26 protein-coding genes are annotated in these 25,533 nt (G+C 71.4%); 10 read left to right on the forward strand and 16 right to left on the reverse strand.

Annotation, left to right across the window (positions count from 1 at the left end; translation table 11 throughout):
* Positions 1-277 precede the first annotated feature (277 nt).
* Together ade and ABZT49_RS14265 are read left to right on the forward strand one after the other, a co-directional pair.
* A complete protein-coding gene (ade, locus tag ABZT49_RS14260; protein WP_355286692.1) occupies positions 278-1,954 on the forward strand; it encodes an adenine deaminase in 1,677 nt (558 codons plus the stop codon).
* A 132-nt stretch (positions 1,955-2,086) separates the two neighbouring features.
* Entirely contained in the window at positions 2,087-2,983 is an 897-nt protein-coding gene (locus ABZT49_RS14265; protein ID WP_355286693.1) for a TIGR01459 family HAD-type hydrolase, read from the forward strand.
* A 163-nt stretch (positions 2,984-3,146) separates the two neighbouring features.
* Here ABZT49_RS14265 and ABZT49_RS14270 read toward each other — a convergent pair whose 3' ends face one another.
* The gene (locus ABZT49_RS14270; protein ID WP_355286694.1) at positions 3,147-3,746 is read right to left on the reverse strand and encodes a protein phosphatase CheZ; all 600 of its coding nucleotides are present in this window, start codon (positions 3,744-3,746) and stop codon (positions 3,147-3,149) included.
* Between the two features lie 212 nt (positions 3,747-3,958).
* On the reverse strand, positions 3,959-4,342 hold the full coding sequence (locus ABZT49_RS14275) for a response regulator (RefSeq protein ID WP_048452414.1): 384 nt from the start codon (positions 4,340-4,342) through the stop codon (positions 3,959-3,961).
* A 256-nt stretch (positions 4,343-4,598) separates the two neighbouring features.
* On the opposite strand from ABZT49_RS14275, the gene ABZT49_RS14280 reads away from it, so the two are divergent.
* The gene (locus tag ABZT49_RS14280) at positions 4,599-5,609 is read left to right on the forward strand and encodes a bifunctional riboflavin kinase/FAD synthetase (protein ID WP_355286695.1); all 1,011 of its coding nucleotides are present in this window, start codon (positions 4,599-4,601) and stop codon (positions 5,607-5,609) included.
* A gap of 48 nt (positions 5,610-5,657) precedes the next feature.
* Here ABZT49_RS14280 and ABZT49_RS14285 read toward each other — a convergent pair whose 3' ends face one another.
* Positions 5,658-5,897 carry a hypothetical protein gene (locus tag ABZT49_RS14285; protein ID WP_355286696.1) on the reverse strand — a complete coding sequence of 80 codons (240 nt, stop codon included), beginning with the start codon at positions 5,895-5,897 and terminating at the stop codon, positions 5,658-5,660.
* 70 nt (positions 5,898-5,967) lie between these two features.
* On the opposite strand from ABZT49_RS14285, the gene ABZT49_RS14290 reads away from it, so the two are divergent.
* Positions 5,968-6,237, forward strand: a complete 270-nt coding sequence (locus ABZT49_RS14290) for a cadmium resistance transporter (protein ID WP_355286697.1) — start codon at positions 5,968-5,970, stop codon at positions 6,235-6,237.
* Here the strand turns inward: ABZT49_RS14290 and ABZT49_RS14295 are convergent.
* Positions 6,212-6,694, reverse strand: coding sequence for a GNAT family N-acetyltransferase (locus ABZT49_RS14295; RefSeq protein WP_355286698.1), 483 nt, complete (start codon positions 6,692-6,694; stop codon positions 6,212-6,214). The genes ABZT49_RS14290 and ABZT49_RS14295 overlap by 26 nt on opposite strands.
* A complete protein-coding gene (locus ABZT49_RS14300) occupies positions 6,694-6,936 on the reverse strand; it encodes a type II toxin-antitoxin system Phd/YefM family antitoxin (RefSeq protein ID WP_355286699.1) in 243 nt (80 codons plus the stop codon). Before ABZT49_RS14300 ends, ABZT49_RS14295 begins: the two co-directional genes overlap by 1 nt.
* A 561-nt stretch (positions 6,937-7,497) precedes the next feature.
* On the opposite strand from ABZT49_RS14300, the gene ABZT49_RS14305 reads away from it, so the two are divergent.
* The 6 genes from ABZT49_RS14305 (at position 7,498) to ABZT49_RS14330 (ending at position 15,763) form a co-directional block, all read left to right on the forward strand.
* Positions 7,498-8,019 (forward strand): hypothetical protein, encoded by a 522-nt coding sequence (locus tag ABZT49_RS14305; protein ID WP_355286700.1) that lies wholly within the window; start codon positions 7,498-7,500, stop codon positions 8,017-8,019.
* Between the two features lie 263 nt (positions 8,020-8,282).
* Positions 8,283-11,267, forward strand: coding sequence for an isoleucine--tRNA ligase (ileS, locus tag ABZT49_RS14310; protein ID WP_355286701.1), 2,985 nt, complete (start codon positions 8,283-8,285; stop codon positions 11,265-11,267).
* Between the two features lie 10 nt (positions 11,268-11,277).
* The gene (gene lspA / locus ABZT49_RS14315) at positions 11,278-11,775 is read left to right on the forward strand and encodes a signal peptidase II (protein WP_355286702.1); all 498 of its coding nucleotides are present in this window, start codon (positions 11,278-11,280) and stop codon (positions 11,773-11,775) included.
* Between the two features lie 133 nt (positions 11,776-11,908).
* Complete coding sequence (locus tag ABZT49_RS14320; RefSeq protein ID WP_355286703.1) at positions 11,909-12,568, forward strand: hypothetical protein; 660 nt, start codon at positions 11,909-11,911, stop codon at positions 12,566-12,568.
* 422 nt (positions 12,569-12,990) lie between these two features.
* Positions 12,991-14,367, forward strand: coding sequence for a pitrilysin family protein (locus ABZT49_RS14325; RefSeq protein WP_355286704.1), 1,377 nt, complete (start codon positions 12,991-12,993; stop codon positions 14,365-14,367).
* Between the two features lie 97 nt (positions 14,368-14,464).
* Positions 14,465-15,763, forward strand: coding sequence for a pitrilysin family protein (locus ABZT49_RS14330; protein ID WP_355286705.1), 1,299 nt, complete (start codon positions 14,465-14,467; stop codon positions 15,761-15,763).
* Between the two features lie 473 nt (positions 15,764-16,236).
* Here the strand turns inward: ABZT49_RS14330 and ABZT49_RS14335 are convergent, their stop codons facing one another.
* From ABZT49_RS14335 to ABZT49_RS14385, 11 genes are all read right to left on the reverse strand, one after another.
* Positions 16,237-16,494 (reverse strand): DUF1150 domain-containing protein, encoded by a 258-nt coding sequence (locus ABZT49_RS14335; protein WP_355286706.1) that lies wholly within the window; start codon positions 16,492-16,494, stop codon positions 16,237-16,239.
* A gap of 90 nt (positions 16,495-16,584) precedes the next feature.
* Positions 16,585-17,019, reverse strand: a complete 435-nt coding sequence (locus tag ABZT49_RS14340; RefSeq protein WP_355286707.1) for an Hsp20 family protein — start codon at positions 17,017-17,019, stop codon at positions 16,585-16,587.
* Between the two features lie 151 nt (positions 17,020-17,170).
* Positions 17,171-17,827, reverse strand: a complete 657-nt coding sequence (locus ABZT49_RS14345) for a DUF2939 domain-containing protein (RefSeq protein ID WP_355286708.1) — start codon at positions 17,825-17,827, stop codon at positions 17,171-17,173.
* A 46-nt stretch (positions 17,828-17,873) separates the two neighbouring features.
* A complete protein-coding gene (locus tag ABZT49_RS14350; RefSeq protein ID WP_355286709.1) occupies positions 17,874-18,407 on the reverse strand; it encodes an RNA pyrophosphohydrolase in 534 nt (177 codons plus the stop codon).
* 81 nt (positions 18,408-18,488) lie between these two features.
* Positions 18,489-19,679, reverse strand: a complete 1,191-nt coding sequence (locus tag ABZT49_RS14355; protein WP_355286710.1) for a divergent polysaccharide deacetylase family protein — start codon at positions 19,677-19,679, stop codon at positions 18,489-18,491.
* A gap of 134 nt (positions 19,680-19,813) precedes the next feature.
* Entirely contained in the window at positions 19,814-21,142 is a 1,329-nt protein-coding gene (locus ABZT49_RS14360; RefSeq protein WP_109973798.1) for a S41 family peptidase, read from the reverse strand.
* Positions 21,142-22,476 (reverse strand): murein hydrolase activator EnvC family protein, encoded by a 1,335-nt coding sequence (locus ABZT49_RS14365; RefSeq protein WP_407943503.1) that lies wholly within the window; start codon positions 22,474-22,476, stop codon positions 21,142-21,144. The genes ABZT49_RS14360 and ABZT49_RS14365 overlap by 1 nt, the downstream gene beginning before the upstream one ends.
* Complete coding sequence (rlmH, locus tag ABZT49_RS14370) at positions 22,473-22,961, reverse strand: 23S rRNA (pseudouridine(1915)-N(3))-methyltransferase RlmH (protein WP_355286711.1); 489 nt, start codon at positions 22,959-22,961, stop codon at positions 22,473-22,475. Before rlmH ends, ABZT49_RS14365 begins: the two co-directional genes overlap by 4 nt.
* Positions 22,962-22,991: 30 nt before the next feature.
* On the reverse strand, positions 22,992-23,291 hold the full coding sequence (gene rsfS / locus ABZT49_RS14375; protein WP_407943504.1) for a ribosome silencing factor: 300 nt from the start codon (positions 23,289-23,291) through the stop codon (positions 22,992-22,994).
* A 281-nt stretch (positions 23,292-23,572) separates the two neighbouring features.
* Complete coding sequence (locus tag ABZT49_RS14380) at positions 23,573-24,160, reverse strand: nicotinate-nucleotide adenylyltransferase (RefSeq protein WP_407943505.1); 588 nt, start codon at positions 24,158-24,160, stop codon at positions 23,573-23,575.
* 65 nt (positions 24,161-24,225) lie between these two features.
* Positions 24,226-25,515 (reverse strand): glutamate-5-semialdehyde dehydrogenase, encoded by a 1,290-nt coding sequence (locus tag ABZT49_RS14385; protein ID WP_355286713.1) that lies wholly within the window; start codon positions 25,513-25,515, stop codon positions 24,226-24,228.
* Between the last annotated feature and the right edge of the window lie 18 nt (positions 25,516-25,533).

The following is a 25,533-nucleotide window of genomic DNA, read 5'->3' on the forward strand; positions in this document are numbered from 1 at the left end:
CCCCCGCCCCGGAGCCCGCGCCCGAGCCGCAGCCCCCGGCGGACGACCCGCCGCCACCGCCGGCCCGCCGCGCCTTCCGGGATACGCTGCGCCGGGCAGTGTAGCGGATGACGAACCGGGAGCGAGGCCCGCTCCTTCCGCCTGGAGCACGGCCTGACCGCGGCGATCAGGCCGTGCTTCAGGCCATTGATTTTGCCGCATTTTCTGCGACGAACCGGTATCCACTTCGTCGGAAAATGCTCTAGCATCGGGGCTCCTCGCAGCAGAAAGGCCCCCGATGTCGGACCTCATCGCCCGCCGGATCGCGCAAGGAGCGGGCCGCGAACCCGCCGATCTGGTGATCCGCGGCGCCCGCCTCCTCGACCTCGTCACGGCTGAGCTGGTGGAGACCGACATCGCGGTCTGCGGCGACACGGTGGTGGGCACCTACGGCCGCTACGAGGGCGCCCGGGTGATCGAGGCCGAGGAGCGCATCGCCGTCCCGGGCTTCATCGACACCCATCTCCACGTCGAATCCTCGCTCATCACCCCGCACGAATTCGACCGCTGCGTGCTGCCGCACGGGGTCACCACGGCGATCTGGGACCCGCACGAGCTCGCCAACGTGCTCGGCACCGCCGCCTTCGACTACGCGCTCGCGGCTTCGGCTGAGACGGTGATGGACATCCGGGTCCAGCTCTCCTCCTGCGTGCCGGCGACCGACCTCGAGAGCGCTGGCGCCCGGATCGAGGCCGCGGACCTGGTGCGCTACCGCGACCACCCCCGCTCGCTGGGGCTCGCCGAGTTCATGAACTTCCCCGGCGTGGTCGCGGCCGATCCCGGATGCCTCGCCAAGCTCGCGGCCTTCGAGGGCCGCCACGTCGACGGACACGCGCCGCTTCTGTCGGGGCGCGCCCTCAACGCCTACGCAGCCGCAGGCATCCGCACCGACCACGAGGCGACGGGCGCCGAGGAAGCGCTGGAGAAGATCCGCAAGGGCATGACCGTGCTGATCCGTGAGGGCTCGGTCTCGAAGGACCTCCACGCACTGGCTCCGCTCCTCACCGAGCGCACGGCGCCGTTCCTCGCCTTCTGCACCGACGACCGCAACCCCCTCGACATCGCCGAGGAGGGCCACCTCGATTACCTGATCCGCACGGCGATCCGCCTCGGCGTGCCGCCGCTCGCCGCCTACCGCGCCGCCTCGCTCAGCGCGGCGTCCGCCTTCGGGCTCACCGACCGCGGGATGATCGCGCCGGGCAGGCGGGCCGACATCGTGCTCCTCGACGACCTCGAATCCTGCGCCGTCGCATCGGTCTTCTCCGCCGGCCGCCTCGTCGAGGAGGCCCTGTTCGCCGCCCGGTCGGTGACCCCGCCGCCGGGCCGGGGCAGCGTGCGGGCCGAGCCGGTCTCGGCCGCCGACCTCGCCGTGCCGGTGCCGGCGGGCGAGACCTCGGTGATCGGCGTGGTGCCGGGCCGGATCATCACCGAGCACCGGCGCCTGACGCTGTCGGCGGTGCCGGATCTGGGCCAGGACGTGGCGATGGTGGCCGTCGTCGCCCGCCACGGCACCCGCAGCATCGGCCGCGGCCTCGTCCAGGGCTTCGGGCTCAAGCGCGGCGCCATCGCCTCCTCGGTCGGGCATGACAGCCACAACCTCTGCGTCGTCGGCGCCGATCCCGAAGCCATGGCGCGGGCGGTCGGCCGGCTGATCGAGTTGCAGGGCGGGTTCGTGGTCGCAGATGAGACCGGCATCCTGGCCGAGCTGGCGCTGCCGATCGCCGGCCTGATGAGCGACCTGCCCTTCGAGGCGGTCCGCGACGCCCTGCCGGCCCTGCGCGAGGCCGCACGCGGCCTCGGTTGCACCCTGCCCGAGCCGTTCCTGCAGGTCGCCTTCCTGCCGCTGCCGGTGATCCCGCATCTCAAGATCACCGATCGCGGCCTCGTCGACGTCGACCGGATGGTGATCCTGTGATCCGCACGCCTCCGCGATGAGGTTGTGTAAACGATTTCAGGCCGGGCGTTGCGTTCGAGGCGAACCGCCTTTAAGCCCGGTGCGACCTCCTGCTGCGATGCAGCGAGGACGAGGCGGGCAGGAGTGGCAGAGATGATCCGCGCGAGCCATCCGGGCGAGGTCGCGATCCTGAGCGGGATCGCCGACATCGCGTCGAGCTTCGACCTGATCCTGTGCGACGTCTGGGGCGTGCTGCATGACGGCGTCCACGCCCACCGGGGCGCGAGCGACGCGCTGACGCGCTTTCGCGCCCTGCCGGGCGCGCGGCCGCGCCGGGTGGTGCTGGTCTCGAACGCGCCGCGGCCGGGCAGCGCCGTGCTGGCGCAGCTCGACTCCTTCGGCGTGCCGCGCACCGCCTACGACACCATCGTCACCTCGGGCGACCTCACCCGCCGGCTGCTCGCCGAGCGGGCGGACGCCCCGATGCACCATCTCGGCCCCGACCGCGACCTGCCGATCTTCGAGGGCCTCGACCTCGCCCGCGGCGGACCAAACGAGGCCGCCCACGTGGTCGTCACCGGCCTCCTCGACGACGAGGTCGAGACGGCGGCGGATTACCGCGCCGTGCTGGAGCCCTGGGCCGCCCGCGGCGTGACCCTGATCTGCGCCAATCCCGACCTCGTGGTCGAGCGGGGCGAGCGGCTGATCCCCTGCGCCGGCGCGATCGCGGCGCTCTACGAGGAGATGGGCGGCGCGGTGGTCTATGCCGGCAAGCCGCACGTCCCGGTCTACGAGGCGGCGCTCGCGACGGCGGCGGCGCTCGACGACGGCGCTCCCCTCCCCCGCGACCGGGTGCTCGCCATCGGCGACGCGATCCGCACCGACGTGGCCGGCGCGCGGGCCTTCGGCATCGCGTCCCTACTGGTGGCGCGCGGCATCCACGCCGAGGAGCTGGGCGTCGCGGCGGGCGCCCCGCTCGGCGACATCGCCCAGTGGCTCGAGGCCCAGCCCGTGCATCCGGACGGCGTGATCGACCTGCTGCGCTGGTAGCGACGACGAGAGGCCGGGACGCGGCAAGCCGCATCCCGGTCCCGTGAACCGGATCCACTCATACGAAATCCGACTCATTGCTTCGCAATGCGGATTTCGGCTTCGCTCAGGCGCCGCGCCGGCTTGTGATACGCAATCCGGAAGTGATCTTCCGGATTTGATATCAGGAGAACAGGGCGTCGATCGCGTCCTGCGGGGTCGCCGGCCCCTTGAGCTGCGGGCCGTTGAGCAGCAGCGTCTCGGCGCGGGCCTTGCGGCGGGCTTCCTCCGGGTCGTGGTCGGCCTCGCCGTCGCGCACGTTCACCACGGTGGAGAACTGCGACAGGCGCTTCTCGAGCTGCCCCAAGGCATCCACCACCTTGGAGATGCGCTGGCCAGTAATGTCCTGGAAGGTGCAGGCCTCGAAGATGTCGCCGATATGCGCTTCGACTTGGTTGCGGTACTCGTCGAGGGTCTTGGCCTTGATGGCCAGCATCGCCTCGGCCGATTCCATGATCCGGTTGGTGGCGCTGGCGGTGGCGGCGACGACGCTGCCGAGCTCGTCATGCGCCATCGGGATGCGGTCGCGGGTCAGCTCCTGGGCCCGCAACGCCGCGATGCCCCGCTTGAGCTTGGTGATGTAGTCGGCGATCTCGCGCAGCTCGTTCACCGCGGCGGCCTGGGCCGCCGGATCGGGCTTGGTCGCGCGGGCCACGGGCGCCTCCTGGCCGCCCAGCAGCCGGTTGAGGGCGGAGCGCGGTCCCGCCGTCATCTGCCTGAGCACGTGGTCGCTCCCCGCGAATGGGTTGTTCTCGGATCGGATGTCCGCGGATCGTCGATCCTGGGACCGGGCATCTCGGGCGCGGGTCTTATGCGGCAGGGATCACGGCGCTCGGTGCGGCCGGGCGGTCCGGCGCGGGGGGAGCGGCCGGCCTCTCGGCTCTGGCCACCCGATCCCGCGTCCGGGAGACGCCGCCCGTCACGGCGCCGGCGCGATCACGCGCCGCAGACCGCCTCGATCTTGGTCTTCAGCGTCTGGGCGTTGAACGGCTTCACGATGTAGTTGTTCACACCGGCCTTCTTCGCCGCGATGACGTTCTCGGTCTTCGACTCGGCGGTGACCATGATGAACGGCGTGGTGCGCAGGGCGTCGTCGGCCCGGACGTGGCGCAGCAGCTCGTACCCGGTCATCGGCTCCATGTTCCAGTCGGAGATGACGAGGCCGTACTTCTTGGTCTTCAGCTTCGCCAGGGCGCCGGTGCCGTCCGAGGCGTCGTCGACATCCTCGAAGCCGAGCTGCTTCAGCAGGTTACGGATGATGCGGACCATCGTCTGGTAATCGTCCACGACGAGGATCGGCATGCCGAGGTCAAGGGCCATGGCTTACGGCTCCGGTGGCGGGCGCGACGCATCCCCGTGCGCGACGAACCCCGCTTGGATCATCAGGGGAAGCGCCGGACGGCGCTTCTGGTCTGAGCTTGTACTTCCACCCCCCTTGAGAAGGGGTTAATCCGGCCGGGCAGAGCCGCCGCCGCCGCCCTGGCCGGCCGCTTGCGGCTTGACCCAACGAGCGGATTTCGACAGGGTCCGGCCGCCTTCGAGACAGCCCCCGCTTCCGTCAAGCCAAGGACCGTTGATGCCGCGCGACGAGACTGCCCCGCGCCCCGTCGCGTCGCCCTTCCCCGTCCACCGCGACGGCGAGCCGGTGCCGGCAGGGCTGAAGGGCGCGGTTGCGGCGCTCGGCAACTTCGACGGCATCCACCAGGGCCACCGCGCCCTGATCGCGGCGGTGCGGGAGATGGCGGTGGAGCTCGGCCGGCCGAGCGCCGTCCTCACCTTCGAGCCGCATCCCCGCGCCTTCTTCTCGCCCGACGCGGCGATGTTCCGCCTCACCGGCGAGGGCGAGAAGCTCGCGGTGCTGCGGCGGCTCGGCATCGACGGCGCCTTCGTCCGCCGCTTCGACGCCGGACTCGCCGGCACGAGCGCGGCGGATTTCGTTGCCGGGACCCTCAAGGGCGAGCTCGGTCTGTCGGGCGTGGTGATCGGGCACGACTTCCATTTCGGCCGCGGCCGCGAGGGCACGCCGGCGATGCTGGAGGCGCTCTGCGCCGAGAACGGCCTCGCCTGCCGGATCGTGCCGGCGGTGGCCGCCGGCGGCGGCGAGGCACCGGTCTCGTCGAGCGCGATCCGCGCGGCGCTCGAGGCCGGCGACGTCGCGACGGCCAACCATCTCCTCGGCTACCGCTGGTTCGTCGAGGGCGAGGTGCGCCACGGCGACAAGCGCGGGCGCACCCTCGGTTTCCCGACGGCCAACGTCGCGCTCGACGCCTGCGCCCTCGCCCACGGCATCTACGCGGTGCGCGCCCGTCTTGGTGATGGGAGCTTGGGCGACGGCGGCGTGCGCGACGGCGTGGCGAGCTACGGCCGCCGCCCGACCTTCGACGACGGCGCGCCGCTCCTCGAAACCTATCTGTTCGACTTTTCCGGCGATCTCTACGGCCAGCGCATCGCGGTCGAGTTCGCCGGCTTCATCCGCGGCGAGGCGCGCTTCGACAGCGCCGAGGCCCTGGTCGCCCGCATGCACGAGGACGCGGCCGAGGCGAAGCGGATGCTGGAAGCGGACCGCACGCCCTCGATGCTGGGGTGACCTCGGCTCGGATGATCCGCCTGAGGTGAGATGCCGGTTATCCGGGCGCTATTCCGGGATGAATTCGCGGATCGGCGCGTCAGTGTCGGCGTCGCGCCCCCGCTGGCGCTTGGCGCGGCGCATCGTGCCGGGATCCTCGTCGGGGATCAGCAGCGGATCGGTCGGCGTCACAGAACCGGTGGCGTCGACATCCGCCGGGATCGGCCGCTGCGGCGCATGCCGCTCCAGAGCGAAGGCCGGGACGGTCGACAGGGCGGCGAGCGCGAGGACGGAGAGCAGGATCTTCATGACGAAGCTCCGAAACGACTGAGCCTGTCCGTCAACCGTGCGAAGCCGGGCCCCGTTCCGTCGGATGATCATGGCTCTGCTGACCAATCTCGGCGTCGCGATCGTCCTGTTCGCCTCGACCAACCTCGACCACGTCGTCGTGCCGATCGGCTTCTTCGCCTTCATGACCGCGCTGTCGCTCGCCCTCGCCTGCAGCCTCGTGCGGCATCCGGCCTTGAGTGCCCCGATCCGCCGGTTCGGCCGGGTCGCGACGCCGTTCGTGCTAATCGGGATTGGCGTGATGGTGCTGGTCGAGGTGGGGACTGTGTCGTGGATCACCGGAGCGGCGTCACGGGGATGAGGTGCGTGGCGTTCGGCTCGGCAGCCTCCTGAAAGCCGAGGCGCCTGTAGAACGCAGCCGCTTCCGCCGACGCCGCGCGCAGGCGCACGACCCGGAAGTGACCCTCGGCCTCCCGGAGCAGGGCTCGCACCAGCACGGCACCGATGCCGCGGCGTCGGTGCGACGCGAGCACGTAGACGTGCCGCAGCCGGCCGATTCCGTCGTCCGCGACGTAAGGATCGCGGTTCAGGCCGCCGACCCCGACGAGATGACCGCCGTGCCAGGCTCCAAGCAGCCTCTCCCCGGGTCTGTCGAAGCGGTTGGCGCCGGCCGCATGGTCCTCGAACAGGCGGCGCACGAAATCGACTCGCCGCATCTCGGCCTCCGCGCGAAGCGGTTCGGCGAGGGGGCCGAGCGTGACGAGGGGGGCAATCTTGAGATCGGCCGAAGCGGCGCACTCGGTGGTGAAATGCGGCATCAGAACTCGATCTCCCGCATTCCACCATCGCGCGGGGGCAGATCGTCCGCATCCAGCGGCGCGGACATGAGCAACCGACCGAACGACAGAGTCTGTGCCAAGCGCTGCCATTCCTCGTCGCCCGGCAGGACGGACTCGCGGCGGCCGTCCCGGGTGGTCGCCGAGGGCTCGCCCCGGCGGGCATGATCGATAAGGGCTGAGAGTGTTGCGATCGCCTCTCGTAACCGACTTTCGTGCATCATGCGCTCGCGATCCTCATGGCGATCGTGATGATCGTACGCACGGAAGTAAAGGTCTGGATCGGAGCGCGAGGGCTCACATCGGACGGCGCGGGAAACGCTCGGGCACCGATCGGTACCGGACCGTCATGTCCGTCGATTCGACTGGGTGGAAACGCCGTTCGTGCCGTTGGGATCGGCGTGATAGTGTTGGCCGAGGCCGGGTGGCCGTCGCCGTTCGCAGACCGCGTGCGCCACGATGATGCCCGATATGCCTTCCGTTCTCGCTCGCAGCCCGGGAGATCAGCAGGCGTTGACACCTGTTAACGGGCGCACGATATCAGGGGCCTGTGATGGTAAGACCGCGCCACCCCAACAAGGAGGTCGAGGCGGCCGTGGCCTATGCCGAGTCGAGAGGCTGGAGATTCCGGAGCCAGGGGCATTGGGGGCGCATGTATTGCGCGCACGCGGACCGCGACGGATGCCAGTTCGGCGTGAATGGAACCCCGAGGGACGGGGATGCCCATGCCCGGCAGATCCGGCGCGCCGTCGACCGGTGCCCCCATATCGAGGAAAGGGCGGACGATGAAGACCTATGAGTTCAGCATCATCGCGTCCGGCCTCGATCCGCACGCTGACGATTTCGAGACGCGGTTCTACGATTCCGGCTGCGATGATGCGCTGGTGGCCTTCCAGAAGGGGCACATCATCCTCGACTTCGCCCGGGAAGCCGCCTCGATCGAGGAGGCGCTCTCGACGGCGGTCGAGGCCGTGGAGCGCGCCGGGGCGCGCGTGGACCGGGTCGAGCCCGATCCCCTCGTCACCCTCTCAGAGATCGCCGCGCGCGCAGGGTTGTCGCGCGCCGCGGTGACCCACTATGCCAAGGGGGAGCGCGGATCCGGCTTTCCGGCTCCGGTCGCGTGCGTCACCACCAAGTCGCCGCTCTGGGACTGGTCCCAGGTCGCCGAATGGCTCGTCGCGCGCGGCGTCCTGTCCAGTGACGTGTCGCGACAGGCGGCATCCGTCAGCAGGGTGAATGCCGCGCTGACGGCCCGGCAGGCGGCAGGCCGGGCCGAACCGCGCGACGGGGATCGGCATCCGGCCTGACCCGGCGAGGCGTCGCGCGCGCGTCCGCTCCGCGGCGCTCGGCGCCCTCCCGGCAACACCCCGCTTCCCCCGCCCGCCCGCCGCTGCTAGAAGCGCCGGATGACCGAATCGCACCCGCGCCGCGTCGCCATCCGGCGAATTACGAGCCCGGCTTCCGCCTGAGGGCCGCTCGCGGCCGCGCGGAAGGCCGGGTTGCTGCCGTTTCGCCGCTGCGATTCTTCAAAGGGCTGCGCTTTTCGCGCCCCAGACGAGCCTTGACCCCCATGACCGAGCATAAGCCCGAGCCTAAGCCCGCCGCCGGGCGCGACTATTCCGAGACCCTCTTCCTGCCGGTCACCGAGTTCCCGATGCGGGCCGGCCTGCCGCAGCGCGAGCCGGAAATCCTGGCGCGCTGGGCGAAGACCGATCTCTACGCCCGCATCCGCGAGGCCGCCGCCGGCCGGCCGAAATTCGTGCTGCACGACGGCCCGCCCTACGCCAACGGCCACATCCACATCGGCACGGCGCTCAACAAGATCCTGAAGGACATCGTCGTCCGCACGCAGGGCGCGCTCGGGCACGACGCGAACTACGTCCCGGGCTGGGACTGCCACGGCCTGCCGATCGAGTGGAAGATCGAGGAGCAGTACCGCGCCGCCGGCCGCAACAAGGACGAGGTGCCGGTGGTCGAGTTCCGGCGCGAGTGCCGGACCTTCGCCGAGCACTGGCTGTCGGTGCAGCGCGAGGAGTTCAAGCGCCTCGGCGTCACCGGCGACTGGGACCATCCCTACCTGACCATGGCCTACCCGGCCGAGGCCGCGATCGCCCGCGAGCTGATGACCTTCGCCACCACCGGCCAGCTCTATCGCGGCTCGAAGCCGGTGATGTGGTCGGTGGTCGAGAAGACCGCGCTCGCCGAGGCCGAGGTCGAGTACGAGGACCACGTCAGCGACACCATCTGGGCCGCCTTCCCGGTCGTCGCCTCGAAGACGGCCCCGGACTTGCAAGACGCCCGGATCGTCATCTGGACCACCACCCCCTGGACGATCCCGGCCAACCGGGCCGTCGCCTATTCCAAAAAAGTATCCTACGGACTGTATCGTGTCGTTGCTGCGCCTCAAGAGAACTGGTCTCAACCTGGTGTTCGTTACGTTGTTGCTGACAAACTGGCGGGCGACGTCTTCAAGGCAGCGCGGGTCGAGTCCTTCGAGCGACTGAGCGACGTCTCGGCCGACGACCTCGCCGGCCTGACGCTGGCGCATCCGCTCGCCGCCTGGAACGACGGCTACGGCCACGCCGTGCCGATGCTGGAGGGCGAGCACGTCACCGACGAGGCCGGCACCGGCTTCGTCCACACCGCACCCAGCCACGGCCGCGAGGATTTCGAGGTCTGGATGGCGAATGGCCGCGGCTTACGCGAGCGCGGAATCGAGACGGCGATCCCCTACACGGTCGACGCCGACGGCGTGCTGACCGAGGCGGCGCCCGGCCTCACCGGCAAGCGCGTCCTCGACGAGAAGGGCCAGAAGGGCGACGCCAACAAGGCGGTGATCGCCGCGCTGACGGCCGCCGGGACTCTCGTCGGCCGCGGCACGCTCAAGCACAGCTACCCGCATTCCTGGCGCTCGAAGAAGCCGGTCATCTTCCGCAACACGCCGCAATGGTTCATCGCCCTCGACAAGCCGGTCGCGACGCTTCACGACGCGACCCTGCGCGACGTGGCCCTGCGCGAGATCGCCCTCACCCAGTGGGTGCCGCCGCAGGGGCAGAACCGCATCACCGGCATGATCGCCAACCGCCCGGACTGGGTGGTGTCGCGCCAGCGCGCCTGGGGCGTGCCGATCACGGTGTTCGTGCACCGCGAGACCGGCGAGATCCTGCGCGACGACAAGGTCAATGAGCGCATCCACGCCGCCTTCGCGGCGGAGGGGGCGGATGCCTGGTTCACCGATGCCGACGGCGCCCGCTTCCTCGCGCCCGACTACGACCCGGCTGCCTACGAGAAGGTGACCGACGTCCTCGACGTCTGGTTCGATTCGGGCTCGACCCACGCTTTCACGCTCGACGATCCGGAACAGTTCCCGGGCCTCGCCGGCATCCGCCGCCGCCGCGACGGCGGTGAGGACACGGTGATGTATCTCGAGGGCTCGGACCAGCACCGCGGCTGGTTCCACTCCTCGCTGCTCGAATCCTGCGGCACCCGCGACCGCGCGCCCTACGACGTGGTGCTGACCCACGGCTTCGTCCTCGACCCCAAGGGCGAGAAGATGTCGAAGTCGAAGGGCAACACCGTCGCGCCGCAGGACGTGATCAAGAGCTCGGGCGCCGACATCCTGCGGCTGTGGGTGGCGGCCTCCGACTACACCGACGACCTGCGCATCGGCCCGGAGATCATCAAGACCTTCTCCGAGACCTACCGCAAGCTGCGCAACTCGCTGCGCTGGATGCTGGGCACGCTCGCCCATCACCGGCCGGAGGATCGCGTCGCCCCCGAGGCGATGCCGGAGCTGGAGCGCTTCATCCTGCACCGCCTCGCCGAGCTCGACGGCGAGATCCGCGACGCCTTCCGCACCTTCGACACCAAGCGGGTGGTGGCGCTGCTCAACGGCTTCATGACCGGCGACCTGTCGTCGTTCTACTTCGACGTGCGCAAGGACGCGCTCTACTGCGATCCGATCTCGTCGGAGACCCGGCGGGCCGCGCTCACCGTCGTCGACGAGGTCTTCCGGCGCGTCACGGTCTGGCTCGCCCCGGTCCTCGCCTTCACGGCGGAAGAGGCCTGGCTCGCGCGCTACCCGTCCGAGACGGCTTCGGTCCACACCGAGACCCTGCCGGAGACCCCGGCCGCGTGGCGCGACGACGCCCTGGCGAAGCGCTGGGCCAAGATCCGCCGGGTGCGCCGGGTAGTGACGGGGGCGCTCGAGATCGAGCGCGCTGCCAAGCGCATCGGCGCGAGCCTCGAGGCGGCCCCAAAAGTCTTCGTCGCGGATTCCGATCTGCTGGCGAGCCTCGACGGCATCGACTTCGCGGAGGTCTGCATCACGTCGGACATCGCGGTCGAGGACGGCGAGGGTCCGGCGGAGGCCTTCCGGCTCGACGAGGTCAAGGGCGTCGCGGTGGTCCCGGCCCTGGCAGCTGGCCGCAAATGCGCCCGCTCGTGGAAGGTGCTCGGAAGCGTCGGCAGCGACCCGGACTACCCGGACGTGACGCCCCGCGACGCGCAGGCCCTGCGCGAGTGGGACGCGCTCCACGCCAAGGCCGCCGAGTAGACCCAGAGGGATGCGTCCCCTCCTCTTCGGGCTCCTGGTCGCGCTCGTCACCCTGGTCCTCGACCAAGGGACGAAGCTCGGCCTCCTGTTCCTCGCCGACCTGCCGCTGCGCGAGCCGGTTGTGCTCGCACCCTTCGCGCAGCTGATCGTGGTGTGGAACCGCGGCGTCTCCTACGGGCTGTTCCAGCAGGATTCGGCGCTCGGGCGCTGGGTGCTGGTGGGCGTGTCGCTGGCGGCGACGGTCGCGCTCTCGGTGTGGATGGCCCGGGCCGGCAGCCGCTGGCTCGCCGGTTCGCTCGGCCTCATCGTCGGCGGGGCGGTCGGCAACGCCATCGACCGCGCCGCCTACGGCGCGGTGTTCGACTTCGTCCACCTCCATGCCGGCGCCTGGTCCTGGTACGTGTTCAACGTCGCGGATGCCGGCATCGTCTTCGGCGTGGTCGGGCTCCTCTACGACGGGCTGGTGCTGGAGCGCCGCCGGGCCCCGGCAACGGGCGGGCAGACCTGAAAACACGTGTGTGTCGCGGGCGCCACGCCGGATCCGGGCGTTGCGCCCGCTCGACGCCACGCCATACCTTCGCCCGAAACCGCCCCCACCCAAGCTCGCAAGCAGGGGAGCGGGACAGGCAAAGGGGGCCAGCATGCTCGACAAGCGCACGATATTCGCCGCGGTGACGGTCGCGGGCCTCGCGGTCTCGTCTGGCGCGCACGCCCAGGAGGGCGTCGCGATGAAGAACGCCCTGTCGTCGATCGGCCTGATCGAGCCCCAGCGGCCGACCATCACCTATCGCGAGCGTGCGCCCCTGGTGCTGCCGCCGCACATGGACAAGGCCGCCCTGCCGCCGCCGGTCGACCGCCGCGCCGTGCGCGAGGCCAACCCGCAATGGCCGACCGATCCCGAGGCCGCCGCCCGCGACCGCCGCGCCGCCGAGGACCGCAAGCCGATCACCCGCGGCTATAGCGGCCGGATGAGCGACAACAACGCCACGATCTCGGTCCAGGAGATGCGGGCCGGCCGGCGCGAGGGCGCCAACATGACGACGGAGCCGACCTACAAGCCGGGCGACAACGTCAAGGAGTCGTTCTGGCTCAACCCGATGCAGCTGCTGGCCGGCAAGAAGGCGGACGAGGATCCGAACCTCCCCGACATCGAGCCCTCCCGCGACGCGCTGACCGAGCCGCCGACCGGCTACCGCAAGGCGCCGAACGGCAAGATCGCCCGCACCGAGAAGGGCCCGAACGCGATGATCAGCGACCGCGAGCAGGCTGATCCCGGCGCCTATCTGCGCTCGCGCCAGTAACGTTTCCGAGACCGTCTTCGAGTTCCAGCCCCGGGCCGCACCAGCGACCCGGGGTTTTCGTTGGTCGAGACCCGCTCGCCGTGCAGAGCTCCAAGCTGGATTGCCCCAAGGGCCGCCCTGACCGCACGAAGGTCAAGCTTCCGATGAATGTCCGTTCACGGTTCAACTAAGCCATAACGGGGCCGATCTGCGTCGAGTGCATTTCTCCGCAGTTCTCGGGTCCCCCCTGCCACAAAATGCTCTAGAACAGGGTCTCTAACGGCCAGCGACCCCGGTGGCCGGCCCGCCGGCCGGCTCGGACGCCCCGCTGGCCCGTGACTCGCATGAGCCGCAAGCCTCTCTTAAGTGAGCCGGTTCACGATCCAACACGGGTGGCCCGTCCGGCCGCCCGGCTAAGGTAGATCAGGATGCCCCCATACAGGATGCGCCCCGCCCCCGGCCTCGTCTGCCCCGTCAGCGCCACCCTGCGCACCGACGCGGCGCCCTTCGGCCGAGCGGAGGCGGGCGGTCCCGACGTGGCGTCCTTCGTGCTCGACAACGGCCTCGACGTCGTGGTGGTGCCCGATCACCGCGCCCCGGTCGTCACCCACATGGTCTGGTACCGCAACGGCTCGGCGGATGATCCGCTCGGCCAGTCCGGCATCGCCCACTTCCTCGAGCACCTGATGTTCAAGGGCACCGAGACCCACCCGGTCGGCGCCTTCTCGAAGGCGGTGTCGAGCTTGGGCGGCCAGGAGAACGCCTTCACGTCGTTCGACTACACCGCCTACTTCCAGCGCGTCGCCCGCGAGAACCTTAAGACCATGATGAGCTTCGAGGCGGACCGGATGACCGGCCTGATCCTCGACGACGCCGTGGTGGCGCCCGAGCGCGACGTGGTGCTGGAGGAGCGCCGGATGCGGGTCGAGACCGATCCGGCGGCCCAGCTCTCCGAGGCGATGGCGGCCTCGCTGTTCGTGCACCACCCCTACGGCATCCCGATCATCGGCTGGATGCACGAGATCGAGGAGCTGAACCGCACCCACGCCCTCGACTATTACCGCCGCTTCTACACCCCGGAGAACGCCATCCTGGTGGTCGCCGGCGACGTCACCGCCGACGAGGTCCGGCGGCTGGCCGACGACACCTACGGCGTGGTGGCGCCGCGGGGCGCCCGGCCGCAGCGGGTGCGGCCGCGGGAGCCGGAGCCGCGGGCGGCGCGCCGCCTCAGCGTCGCCGACCCGAAGGTTGAGCAGCCGACCCTGCAGCGGCTCTACCTCACCCCCTCCTGCATCACCGCCCGCGACGGCGAGAGCCACGCCCTGGAGCTGCTGGCCGAGGTGCTGGGCGGCGGGCCGACCTCCTACCTCTACCGCAGCCTGGTGCTGGACCAGGGCGTCGCGGTGAATGCCGGCGCCTGGTACATGGGCTCGGCGATCGACGACACCCGCTTCTCGGTCTACGCCGTGCCGGCGGAGGGCGTGAGCCTGGAGAAGCTGGAGGAGGCTCTCGACCGGGCGCTCGCCCGCGCCCCCTCCGAGGCGCTGTCGGCCACCGCGATCGAGCGGGCGAAGACCCGCCTCGTCGCCGAGACGGTGTACTCCTCCGACAGCCAGTCGTCGCTCGCCCGCATCTTCGGCTCGGCGCTCGCCATCGGCGAGAGCATCGAGGAGGTCCGGCGCTGGCCGGCCGAGATCGAGGCGGTGCAGGCCGCCCAGCTGGCGGCCGTCGCCGAGCGCTACCTGGTGCCGGCCCGCTCGGTCACCGGCTACCTGACCAAGGGTCAAGCGGCGGGTCAAGCGGCCGCGGCGGCCGCCTGAGCCCGACTTTCCGGATACCGCCCGGCGCCGTCCCGCGCCGCCGGGCGGAGTTCTCTCTTCCAAGATACACTCTTCCAAGACACAACAAGAGGTCCTCATGACCCCGGCCGACGCCGTCTCCCGCACTGCCGCCGCCTCGTCCTCCTCCCCGACCCAGGCGCGCCCCGTCCTCTCGGCCCGCGGCATCGAGGCCTGGCACGTCGCGTCGCCGATCGTCCCGCTGATCGCGCTCGCCTTCACCTTCGAGGGCGGCGCCGCGCAGGATCCCGAGGGCAAGGCCGGCACCGCCCAGATGCTCGCCCGCCTCCTCGACGAGGGCGCCGGCCCGCATGATTCCGACGCCTTCCAGGAGCGCCTCGCCGCCCGCGCCATCGAGCTGAGCTTCCATGCCGGGCCGGACGCGATCGGCGGCTCGCTCAAGATGCTGGTCAAGCACGCCGACGAGGCGATCGAGCTCCTGGCGCTCGCGCTGGCCCAGCCGCGCTTCGACCAGCCGGCGATCGAGCGGGTGCGGGCGCAGATGCTGGCCGGCCTGCGCTACCAGCAGAACGATCCCGGCGTGATGGCCTCGCGCCGCTTCTTCGCCGAGGCCTATCCGGGCCATCCCTACGGCCGGCCCTCCTCGGGCACGATCGAGACCGTGTCGTCGATCACCCGCGACGACCTCGTGGCGATGCACCGCCGGCTGCTCGCCCGCAGCCGGGTCAAGGTCGCGGCGGTCGGCGCCATCGACGAGGAGACGCTGGTGCGCGCCCTCGACGCCGCCTTCGGTGCCCTGCCGGAGGGCGGGGAGCTGGCGGCCGTGCCGGCGACCGCGATCACGGGCCTCGGGCGGCGCATCGTCGTCGATCTCGACGTGCCGCAATCAGTCCTGCGCTTCGGCACCGACGGCGTGCCGTGGCGCGACCCCGACTTCATCCCGGCCTACGTGCTCAACCACATCCTGGGCGGCGGCGCCTTCACCTCGCGGCTCTTTCAGGAGGTGCGCGAGAAGCGCGGCCTCGCCTACTCGGTCGGCACCTCGCTGGTGAGCCACCGCGCCGCCTCGATGACCTGGGGCTACACCGCCACCAAGAACGAGCGCGTCGCCGAGTGCCTGACGGTGATCGCCGACGAGATCGCGCGGCTCACCAGCGACGGCCCCTCCGACGACGAGTTGCAGAAGGCCAAGGACTACCTCACCGGCTCCTACGCGCTCGGCTTCGACACCTCGACCAAGATCGCCCACCAGCTGGTGCAGATCGCCTTCGAGGGGCTGGGCATCGACTACATCTCCCGCCGCAACGGGCTGATCGGCGCGGTGACGCAGGCCGACATCCGTCGCGCCGCGGCCCGCACCCTTGGGGACGGCAAGCTGCTGGTGGTGGCGGCCGGGCGGCCGACGGCGATGGAATAAGGGAAAGGGGGGCGGCCTTGCCGCCCCCATCATGCCTCTTCTCCCGGGCTCGCATGGGCCTCGCGACTACGGGGTTCGTGCCGCGAGAGACGCATCGCCGATGAGACAGGTGCGGCAAATCGGATGGATCGGACGCCCATAGAGGCAAACCATCGATCGTAAGCCACTCCCCTTTCCCGGATGACTGCGGCGTCAGCAGAAGGAGATCCGGGATCCAGAATGAAAAGCCGCGAAGCGTCTGCTTGACTGCAAGGGTGCAGCATACAGAGCCGCTTCGCGACACTTCTTGTGCTGGATCCCGGATCTCCTTCCGCTATCGCTTCAGTCGTCCGGGAAAGGGAAGTGTTTTGACGAAGGACGGGCGTCCTCAGATTAGGTCGGCCGGATAAGCCGCGCTGTCATCAGCAGAGCATCATGACGCCCGCCAGGACGGCTCGGAAGCGACGGCGCCGCCGTCCCGAGCCCCCCTCAAATCAATGCACGCTGAGGGCCTGCAGGTCGTGCGCCCACGCATTGGCGAAGGCGGCATCGCGGCTGTCGGTCAGCAGGATCGGGGCGCCACTCGCCGAGAGCAGGGCGAACAGGTCGAGGCCGGGGGTGAGGTCCGGCGCCTCGGGGAAGAGGCGCTTGACCTCCTCCGAGCGCATGGCTCGGACATAGGCCACGTGGCCCTCGCCGAGGGCGGCGAGCGCGTTGGCGTCGAGGTCGAGGGTCTGGATGGTGTCGGACATGATGCGCCCTCCTCTGAAAGGCAGCAGGACGGTGGTCGACCAAAGCCCCGAAGCGGCCCGCCGACCGGTGTGACCCCGATATGGGGATGGTCAGGCCTCGTCGCGCGACCCGATGTCGATCCGTCGCACGATGCGCTCCGGCTCGGGCCGGGCGAGGTCGATCGAGAGCAGGCCGTTCGACAGGTCGGCGCCCAGCACCTCCATGCCGTCGGCGAGCAGGAAGGCGCGCTGGAACTGCCGGGCCGCGATGCCCCGGTGCAGGAAGGTCCGGCTCTTGTCGTCGGCCTGGCGGCCGCGGACGATGAGCTGGCTCTCTTCCAGGGTCACGTCGAGCTGGTCGCGGGTGAAGCCGGCCACCGCCAGGGTAATGCGCAGCCGCTCCGGCTCCCGCTCGGTGCGGGGCAGCCGCTCGATGTTGTAGGGCGGGTAGCCGTCATTGGCGGCCTTGGCGACGCGGTCGAGCGCCTGCTCGATCTCGTCGAAGCCCAGCAGGAACGGATGCCCGAACGGCGAAGGACGCGTCATGGTGTCGGCGAAGCCCTGTTGCGAGAGGCACTTCGGTCAGGTCCGGGCCCGCTCAGCGCAGCGCCCGTCGGGGCCGACCGCAACTCCGCCGGGCCCGAGTCGAGATATGAGGGGCGCGAGGCAGCGCATCAAGGGGACGCGCCCCCCAGCTTCAGCGCTGCATCGCCCCGGTGAGCCGCTGGCTGATGCGCTCGCGCAGCGCACCCGGCAGCTCCAGGTCGACGAGGCGCCAGGTCCAGCCGCGCAGGCGCAGGCGCAGGCGGAACCGGTTCTCGATCGGCCGGTCGGGCGGGTAGCTCACCACCATGCCGCGAAACCCCCGCGGCTCGGCCGAGCGAAAGAGCGCGAAGAGCTGGCTGAGCGTCGAGGCGTGCAGGCCCAGCGCGTTCCTATCCTTCGGGGCTGCGGGGGACGCGGCCGTCGTGTCGCCGGGCGCCGTCTCGCGGGCACCGCCGTCGCGGGCAAGGCCGGCGCGCACCGGCCAGCCGTCGTCGAGGAGGTCGATCAGGGTCTCGGGGGTGACGAGGGACTCGACCAGCGGCTCGGCAAGCGCCCCGCTCGCCTCGGTCAGGATCGTGCGCTCGCGGGGGGACAGGTCGCGGCGGGCCGAGATGCCGTCGACCGCCGCGGCCAGGGCCTGCTTGGTCAGGGACAGCCGCAGGGTGCGGAAGTTCACCCTTTGCGCCACGGCGGCCGCATCGTGCGCCTGCACCGCCTGAGACAGGCGGTAGAGCGCGACGTAGGGCGAGATCCCGTAGGCGACCCACAGGAGCACGACCGCCAGGCCCGCGAGCCACCAGCGGGTCATGAGACGGCGCGGGGGACGGCGCCGACGGGCGGGCGCAGGGGAGCGGTCACGCCGGGCGCGCGAGGTGGGCGAAAGCGGCGATCACCTGCTCGTAGACCGGGCGCTTGAACGGGATGACCAGGTCGGCGAGGTTCGCCAGCGGCTCCCAGCGCCAGCCGTCGAACTCCGCCTTGTGGGCGCCGCCGCCCGGCCGCAGGATGTCGATCTCGCGCTCGTCGCCCTCGAACGCGAAGGCGAACCACTTCTGGGTCTGGCCGCGGTAGCGCCCCTTCCAGGGCTTGCCCGCCGCGAAGGTCGGCAGGTCGTAGGAATACCAGCCAGGCGCCTCGGCGAGCAGGCGCACCGAGGCCGGAGCGACGTTGGTCTCCTCGTAGAGCTCGCGCAGGGCGGCGTCCCGCGGCGCCTCGCCCTCGTCGATGCCGCCCTGCGGCATCTGCCAGGCATGCGCGCCGAGATCACCTGAGTCGTGCCGCCGGTGGCCGGCGAAGACCAGCCCGTCGCGGTTGAACAGGGCGATGCCGACGCAAGGCCGGTACGGAAGGCTGGCCAGGGCGGAGTCGGGGCGGTGAAGCGATGCCATGGGGCGACCTTAGATCATTTTTCCGGCCTGTGGACCGACCATCCGGCGAAAATGCTGGGTCAGCGTAGCAGTGGCGGCGATTCACGGCCCCGAACGCATGGCTCGGCTCGCCGGCACCAGCAGGATGCCGCGGGATTCGAGGTCGCGCGCCCAGCGGGCGATGCGGTCGATCGAGAGCGGCTGGCCGGTGGCCGAGCCGAGCACGAAGCCCGACTTGCGCGCCGCCTCCTCCAGGCGGGCGAGCTCGCGGTCGATCGCGTCCGGGCGCGGCACCGCGTCGACGACGATCTCGGCCCGGGCCGCCGGCACCTTGGCCTTGCGGGCGAGGTCGCGGGCGAGCGAGCGCGGCGAGGTGCCGTCGTCGAGGAAGCCGAGGCCGCGCCCGCCGACCTCGCGCAGGACAGGCTCCAGGGCGGCGGCCTCGCCGGTGAGGCGCGCGCCCATGAAGTTCATCACCCCGACCGCGCCCTGCACCCGGGCGAGCACGAAGGCGAGGCGGTCGAGATTCTCTGCGGGCTTCGCGCCCGCCAGCAGGGTCTGGGGGCCGGGGTCGTTGTCGGGATAGTCGAACGGCTCCATCGGCACCTGCACCAGCACCTCGTGCCCGGCCTCGCGGGCGCGGGCGGCGCTGCGGGGGACGTCCGCGCCGTAGGGTGCGAAGGCCAGGCTGACCGCCGGCGGCAGCCGCTGGATCGCGTCCTGGGTCGCGGCCTGGCCGATGCCGAGGCCCGACACCACGAGGGCGATGCGGCCTGCGACCGCCCCGCCCCGCTCCAGGCCCGCGGCCTCGGGGCGGGCATAGACGTCGAGGGGCCGGGCGCCGTCCGGGCCGACCTTCGGCAGCGGCCCGTAGCGGCCGCGCTCGGCGAGGCGCGGGTCCGGGGCGGGGTTGAGGCGGATCGGGCCGCCCGGCACCCGGATCACCACCGAGTCCGGCGCGCTCGTGCCGTCCGGCCGGTTCACCGCGACGCCGGAGGCCCGCTCGACCTCGACGGCGCTGCGGCTCGCCGGATCGGAAGGGGCCGGGACCGCCGGTTCCGGCACCGGGGCGACCGGGGCCCGGACCTCGATCGCCGCGATGGCGTAGGGCTCGCCGGCGAGCGGATCGTCGCCGAGGACCAGGACGGCGGCGAGGCCGAGGGCGCCCGCGCCGAGGGCGAGGGCGGCGAGCGGCTTCGGCCGCAGGACGGCGCGCCAGTGCTTGACGCGGGCGGTCGCCTCGTCCCTCAGCCCGAGGGGACGGGTCAGGATGGTGTCGGACGCGAGCGGCACAGGCGTGAGGTCCCGCGACCGTGTCGCTGCCAAGAAAGCGGAAGGCCCGCAGCGCCGGTCGTTCGACCGGTATTGCGGGCCTTCGTGGTAAATGCCGGGTTAAGGACGGGGCCCGAGTGGTGCCCGCCTCACCGTCAGTTCGGCTTCGGCTCGGTGGTCTTCGCCGTGTTGGCGGCGCCCTTCTGCACGCCGTGCAGGAAGTCGACCGCGGCGATCAGCTGCTTGTCCTTGGCCGGATCCGGCGGGACGTAGGCCGACGAGCCGCCGCGCTCCTCGGTATCCTTCTGCTTCAGGTGGCCCTTCAGGCCGGCCTCGCCCTTGGTCTCGTCCTTGCCCTTCAGCTCGTCGGGCACGTCCTGCAGCACCTCCTGGTCCGGCTCGATGCCCTTAGCCTGGATCGAGCGGCCGGACGGGGTGTAGTAGCGCGCGGTGGTGAGCCGGAGCGCCCCGTTGCCGCCGAGCGGGATGATCGACTGCACCGAGCCCTTGCCGAAGGAGCGGGTGCCGAGCACCGTCGCCCGCTTGTGGTCCTGGAGCGCGCCGGCGACGATCTCGGAGGCCGAGGCCGAGCCGCCATTGACCAGCACCACCACCGGCTTGCCCTTGGTCAGGTCGCCGGACTTGGCCGAGAAGCGCTGGGTCTCGTCCGGGTTGCGGCCGCGGGTTGAGACGATCTCGCCGCGGTCGAGGAAGGCGTCGGAGACCATCACCGCCTGGTCGAGCAGGCCGCCCGGGTTGTTGCGCAGGTCGATGATGAAGCCCTTGAGCTTGTCGCCCGGCAGGTCGGTCGAGAGCTTGTCGACGGCGGCCTTCAGGCCATCATAGGTCTGCTCGTTGAACTGAGTCAGGCGGATGTAGCCGATGTCGCCGCCCTCGGTGCGCGAGCGCACCGGCTTGATCCGAATCAGGTCGCGGTTGAGCGTGACCTCGAGCGGATCCTTGGCCTCCTTGCGGGTGATCTTGAGCTTCACCGGCGAGTTGACCGGCCCGCGCATCTTGTCGACGGCCTGGTTGAGGGACAGGCCCTGGACCTGGTCGCCGTCGATCTGGGTGATGATGTCGTTGGCCAGCAGGCCGGCGCGGGCGGCGGGCGTGTCGTCGATCGGGGTGACGACCTTGATCAGGCCGTCCTCCATCGTGACCTCGATGCCGAGGCCGCCGAACTCGCCCTTGGTCTGCACCTGCATGTCACGGAAGCTCTTGGCGTCCATGTAGCTCGAATGCGGGTCGAGCGAGGTCAGCATGCCGTTGACGGCCGCCTCGATCAGCTTCCCCTCGTCGGGCTTCTCGACGTAGTCGGTGCGGATCTTCTCGAACACGTCGCCGAACAGGCTGAGCTGGCGATAGGTCTCGGCCGAGGCGGCGACGGCGCTCGTGCTCGAGAGCAGGTGGGTCTGGGTCGCTACCGTGGCCGTCCCGGCGCCCAGGACGGCTCCGAACAGGACGAGGGAAACTTTGCGCATTATCCGCGAACCTTCTCGCTTGACCCTTTGGCCCACCAAGGATCCGGGTCGATGGAGCCACCGTCTTTTTTGAACTCGACGTACAGGACGGGATCGTTCCGCCCACCGGCTCCTGCCGAAGGTGCGGAGCCCGTGTCTCCCATGACGGCGACCGGCTCCCCCGCTAGCACGAACTGACCCACCTCGACGTTGATCTGGTCCATGCCCGCCAGGAGGAGATAGTAGCCGTCGCCCGCGTTGATGATCAAGAGACGACCGTAGGAGCGGAACGCCCCCGCATAGGCCACCCAGCCGTCGGCCGGAGAGGAGACGATGCCCCGCGGGCGCGTCATGAGCGATATGCCGCGGGTCGTCCCCCCGGCGCCGTCGGGGCTGCCGAAGGTCCGCACCACCTCGCCGCTCACCGGGCGCGGCACCAGGCCGCGCACCTGGGGGAAGGGAACCTTGGGGGCGAGGCGCGCCGGATCGCGCAGAGCCGCGGCCGCGAAGCGCTCGCGGGTCTCGCGGCTCTCGGCTTCCGCCGCCTCCTTGGCGGCGCCGGCGGCGCGGCGGGCATTGGCGAGGTCGCCGTCGAGGCGGTCGACCAGGTCCTTGAGCGAGCGGGCCTGGCCGGCGAGGCCCGTCGCCCGGTCGCGCTCGGCGGTGAGCCCGCTCTCCGCCTCGCCGAGGCGGGCCTGGCGGGCGGCGATGAGGGCAGTGAGGCGCTGGCGCTCGGCGGCCCAGCCCTTGATGTCGCCGCGCAGGGTCTCCTGGTCGGCGGCGATGAGGCCGCGCAGGCGCACCAGTTCGGCGAGGTCGCCGGCCAGGGTCTCGGCTTCGCCCTGCAATTCGGGCACCACGGCGCCCAGCAGCATCGAGGTGCGGATCGCCGCGAGCACGTCCTCGGGCCGCACCAGCACCGCCGGGGGCGGCCGCCGTCCCATGCGCTGGAGCGCGGCGAGCACCTCGGCGATGACGCCGCGGCGGCCCTCCAGCGAGCGGCGGAGCGCCGTCTCGCTGCCCGCCATGGTCTGGAGCCGGGCTTCGAGGTCGGAGATGCGCCCTTCCGCTTCCTGCGCCTTGCGGGCGGCGTCGATCAGGGCCTGGTTGAGGCGGGCGCCGTCGCCCTTGATCTCGGCCACCTCGCGCTCGAGCTTGGCCTTGGTCTCGTTGCTGGCCTGGAGCGCGCTCTCGATCGCCCGCAGGCTCTCGGCGCGCCGGTCCTTCTCGGCCTGCGCCTTCGCCACCAGATCCGCGGCCGGGTCCGGCGCCGTCTGGGCGCGCGCCGGCGAATCCAGAGCCGGCAAGGCGAGGGCCGCGGCCAGCAGAATGGCGGGGATAAGCGCTCGGGTCACGGGGCGCCGCGGTGATAGGGATGGCCGGAGAGGATCGTCATGGCCCGGTAGAGCTGCTCGAGGGCCAGGACCCGGACGAGGCCGTGCGGCAGGGTGGCGGCCCCGAAGGCGAAGACGAGGTCCGCCTTGGCCCTGACACTAGGATCGAGGCCGTCGGCGCCGCCAATCACGATGGCGAGACCGGGCCGGCCGCCGTCGCGCCAGGACCCGAGCTGGTCGGCGAAGCCGAGGCTCGTCACCGCCTTGCCGCCCTCGTCGAGGACGACCATGGCAGCGCCGGGCGGAACCGCCGCCAGGATCGCGCCCGCCTCCTCGGCGCAGCGGTCCGGCGCGCGCCGGGCCCGGCTCTCCGGGATCTCGGTCAGCTGCACGGCGGAGAAGCCGAAGCTCCGGCCGAGCGCGTCGGCGCGGCCGCGATACTCCTCGGCGAGGTCGCGCTCGGGGCCGCGCTTGAGGCGGCCCACCGCGACGAGGGCGAGCCGCATGGCGGCGTGTCCGTCCCTGGCGTTGCGAGCTCAGCCGGCGAGGCGGTCGGCCGGCCGGTCAGCGCCCCAGATTTTTTCCAGGTTGTAGAAGTGCCGCACCTCAGGCCGGAAGACGTGGATCAGGATGTCGCCCGCGTCGATCAGCACCCAGTCGCAGGCCGGCATGCCCTCGACCCGGGGATTGCCGAAGCCGCGACCCTTGAACTCCTGGATCACCTTGTCGGCGATGGAGCCGACATGGCGCTGCGAGCGGCCGGAGGTGATGATCATGGCGTCGGCGATCGAGGTCCTGCCGACGAGATCGATCTCGACGGTGTCCTCGGCCTTCATGTCCTCGAGGCAGGCGAGGGCAACCGACCTCATGTCCGCGGCCTCGGGCGCGCCGATCTGGGAATCCTGCGCCTCGGGCTGCACGGGAAGCTCGGCGTCCTGAGCTTCGTGAGAGATTGCGTCGTTCAGTGCCGGCCCCTGTCGATGAAGGCACCCGGTGGCGCCACGAGACGATATTGCCCGCGGCCTACGCGGTGCCGATGCCATTAGACACCGACAGTGGCGAACGAAAGGCGGATTTTCAAGCTGGCGCGGTGCAAATCCCGCGCAAACGCTCACGATCAGCGCGCAGGCCGGCCGGAACGACCGGGATCGGCGGCGCGCAAAGCCGTGGAGGACAGGCTGTTGCGCGGCCCGTGCAGGAAGACCCAGGCCGGCGGCGGCCGGCCGGCGAGGGTCGCGGCGGCGGCCTCGTCGAGGCGCGAGGCGGCGAGCGTCCGGGCGGCGGGAGAGGCCATGGCCTTGAGGGTGTAGCCCGGCCGGTCGATCACCGCGAAGGGCATCCTGGCGGCGATCTCGCGCCACCCCTTCCAGCGATGGAACGTCGCCAGGCTGTCGGCGCCCATGATCCAGACGAAGCGGACCTCCGGGTGGCGCGCCGTCAGCCAGGTCAGGGTCTCGACGGTGTAGCGGATGCCTAAGCCCGCCTCGAACCCGGTGACGGCGATCCGGGGATCCGCCGCCACCGCCCGGGCCCCCTCGGCGCGAGAGGCAGCGTCGGGCAGGTGCTGACGATCCTTCAGCGGGTTGCCGGGGCTGACCAGCCACCAGACCCGGTCGAGGGCGAGGCGCCTCAGGGCCAGCCGGCTGACATGCCGGTGGCCGGCATGGGCCGGGTTGAACGAGCCGCCGTAGAGGCCGACCCGCAAACCCGGCGCGAGGGGCGGCAGGCGCACGATCACCGGACGATCCCGCTGCCCTCCTCGTCAGACGATCACGGGCGGATCTGCCCGGTGCCGCGCACCCGGTACTTGAAGGTGGTGAGCTGCTCGACGCCGACCGGCCCGCGGGCATGCATCCGCCCGGTGGCGATGCCGATCTCGGCGCCGAAGCCGAACTCGCCGCCATCGGCGAACTGGGTCGAGGCGTTGTGGACCACGATTGCCGAATCGACCTCCGCGAGGAATCGCCCGGCCGCCGCCTCGTCCTCGGTCAGGATCGAGTCGGTGTGGTGCGAGCCGTATCCCTCGATGTGGTCGATGGCGGCGTCCAGCCCGTCGACCACCCGCACCGAGATGATCGCGTCGAGATACTCGGTGCGCCAATCCTCCTCGGTCGCCGGCGTCACCCGGGGATCGACGGCGCGGGCCGCCGCGTCGCCGCGCACGGCGCAGCCGGCGTCGAGCAGGTCGGTCACCAGGGGCGCGAGATGGGTGGCCGCGCAGGCGCGGTCGACCAGCAGGGTCTCGGCGGCGCCGCAGACGCCGGTGCGGCGCAGCTTGCTGTTGCGCACGACCGATCGGGCCATGGCGAGGTCGGCGCCTTCGTGCACGAAGACGTGGCAGATCCCCTCCAGATGGGCGAAGACCGGCACCCGCGCCTCGTCCTGCACCCGGGCCACCAGGCCCTTGCCGCCGCGAGGCACGATCACGTCGATGGCGCCGTCGAGGCCGGTGAGCATCGCGCCGACCGCCGCGCGGTCGCGGGTCGGCACGAGCTGGATCGCGTCGGCCGGCAGGCCGCTCCGGGTCAGGCCCGCGATCATCGCCTCTGCGATGGCGGTGGCGCTGCGGAGGCTCTCCGAGCCGGCGCGCAGGATCGCGGCGTTGCCGGCCTTGAGGCAGAGCGCGCCGGCATCCGCCGTGACGTTGGGGCGGCTCTCGAAGATGACGCCGACGACGCCGAGCGGCGTCGCCACCCGCTCGATCGTCAGGCCGTTCGGCCGCTCGTAGGTGGCAAGGGTACGCCCGACGGGATCGGGCAGGCCGGCGACGCTCTCCAGGGCTTGCGCGATCGCCTCGATCCGAGCGGGATTCAGGGCCAGGCGGTCGAGGGTGGCGGCGGGCAGGCTCTTGGCGCGCGCCTCCGCCATGTCGGCGGCGTTGGCCTCGAGGATCGCCGCGCCCGCGTCGCGTAAAGAGCGCGCCGCCTCGCGCAGGGCCTCGTCCTTGGCCGGGCCTGGGACGACCGCCATCCGGCGGGCGGCGGCGCGGGCGCGCCGGCCGATCTCGCGCATCAGCGCGTCGACATCCTCGGGGCGGGGCTTCAGGCTCAGCACGGACACGGTCGTCACATCCCGGCC

Source organism: Methylobacterium sp. EM32, assembly GCF_040593685.1.
GTDB lineage: Bacteria > Pseudomonadota > Alphaproteobacteria > Rhizobiales > Beijerinckiaceae > Methylobacterium.

Coding starts and splice junctions, on each gene's coding strand:
- ade (WP_355286692.1), top strand. CDS start 278: ATGTCGGACCTCATCGCCCGCCGGATCGCGCAAGGAGCGGGCCGCGAA.
- ABZT49_RS14265 (WP_355286693.1), top strand. CDS start 2,087: ATGATCCGCGCGAGCCATCCGGGCGAGGTCGCGATCCTGAGCGGGATC.
- ABZT49_RS14275 (WP_048452414.1), bottom strand. CDS start 4,342: ATGGCCCTTGACCTCGGCATGCCGATCCTCGTCGTGGACGATTACCAG.
- ABZT49_RS14280 (WP_355286695.1), top strand. CDS start 4,599: ATGCCGCGCGACGAGACTGCCCCGCGCCCCGTCGCGTCGCCCTTCCCC.
- ABZT49_RS14285 (WP_355286696.1), bottom strand. CDS start 5,897: ATGAAGATCCTGCTCTCCGTCCTCGCGCTCGCCGCCCTGTCGACCGTC.
- ABZT49_RS14290 (WP_355286697.1), top strand. CDS start 5,968: ATGGCTCTGCTGACCAATCTCGGCGTCGCGATCGTCCTGTTCGCCTCG.
- ABZT49_RS14295 (WP_355286698.1), bottom strand. CDS start 6,694: ATGCCGCATTTCACCACCGAGTGCGCCGCTTCGGCCGATCTCAAGATT.
- ABZT49_RS14300 (WP_355286699.1), bottom strand. CDS start 6,936: ATGATGCACGAAAGTCGGTTACGAGAGGCGATCGCAACACTCTCAGCC.
- ABZT49_RS14305 (WP_355286700.1), top strand. CDS start 7,498: ATGAAGACCTATGAGTTCAGCATCATCGCGTCCGGCCTCGATCCGCAC.
- ileS (WP_355286701.1), top strand. CDS start 8,283: ATGACCGAGCATAAGCCCGAGCCTAAGCCCGCCGCCGGGCGCGACTAT.
- lspA (WP_355286702.1), top strand. CDS start 11,278: ATGCGTCCCCTCCTCTTCGGGCTCCTGGTCGCGCTCGTCACCCTGGTC.
- ABZT49_RS14320 (WP_355286703.1), top strand. CDS start 11,909: ATGCTCGACAAGCGCACGATATTCGCCGCGGTGACGGTCGCGGGCCTC.
- ABZT49_RS14325 (WP_355286704.1), top strand. CDS start 12,991: ATGCGCCCCGCCCCCGGCCTCGTCTGCCCCGTCAGCGCCACCCTGCGC.
- ABZT49_RS14330 (WP_355286705.1), top strand. CDS start 14,465: ATGACCCCGGCCGACGCCGTCTCCCGCACTGCCGCCGCCTCGTCCTCC.
- ABZT49_RS14335 (WP_355286706.1), bottom strand. CDS start 16,494: ATGTCCGACACCATCCAGACCCTCGACCTCGACGCCAACGCGCTCGCC.
- ABZT49_RS14340 (WP_355286707.1), bottom strand. CDS start 17,019: ATGACGCGTCCTTCGCCGTTCGGGCATCCGTTCCTGCTGGGCTTCGAC.
- ABZT49_RS14345 (WP_355286708.1), bottom strand. CDS start 17,827: ATGACCCGCTGGTGGCTCGCGGGCCTGGCGGTCGTGCTCCTGTGGGTC.
- ABZT49_RS14350 (WP_355286709.1), bottom strand. CDS start 18,407: ATGGCATCGCTTCACCGCCCCGACTCCGCCCTGGCCAGCCTTCCGTAC.
- ABZT49_RS14360 (WP_109973798.1), bottom strand. CDS start 21,142: ATGCGCAAAGTTTCCCTCGTCCTGTTCGGAGCCGTCCTGGGCGCCGGG.
- rlmH (WP_355286711.1), bottom strand. CDS start 22,961: ATGCGGCTCGCCCTCGTCGCGGTGGGCCGCCTCAAGCGCGGCCCCGAG.
- rsfS (WP_407943504.1), bottom strand. CDS start 23,291: ATGAAGGCCGAGGACACCGTCGAGATCGATCTCGTCGGCAGGACCTCG.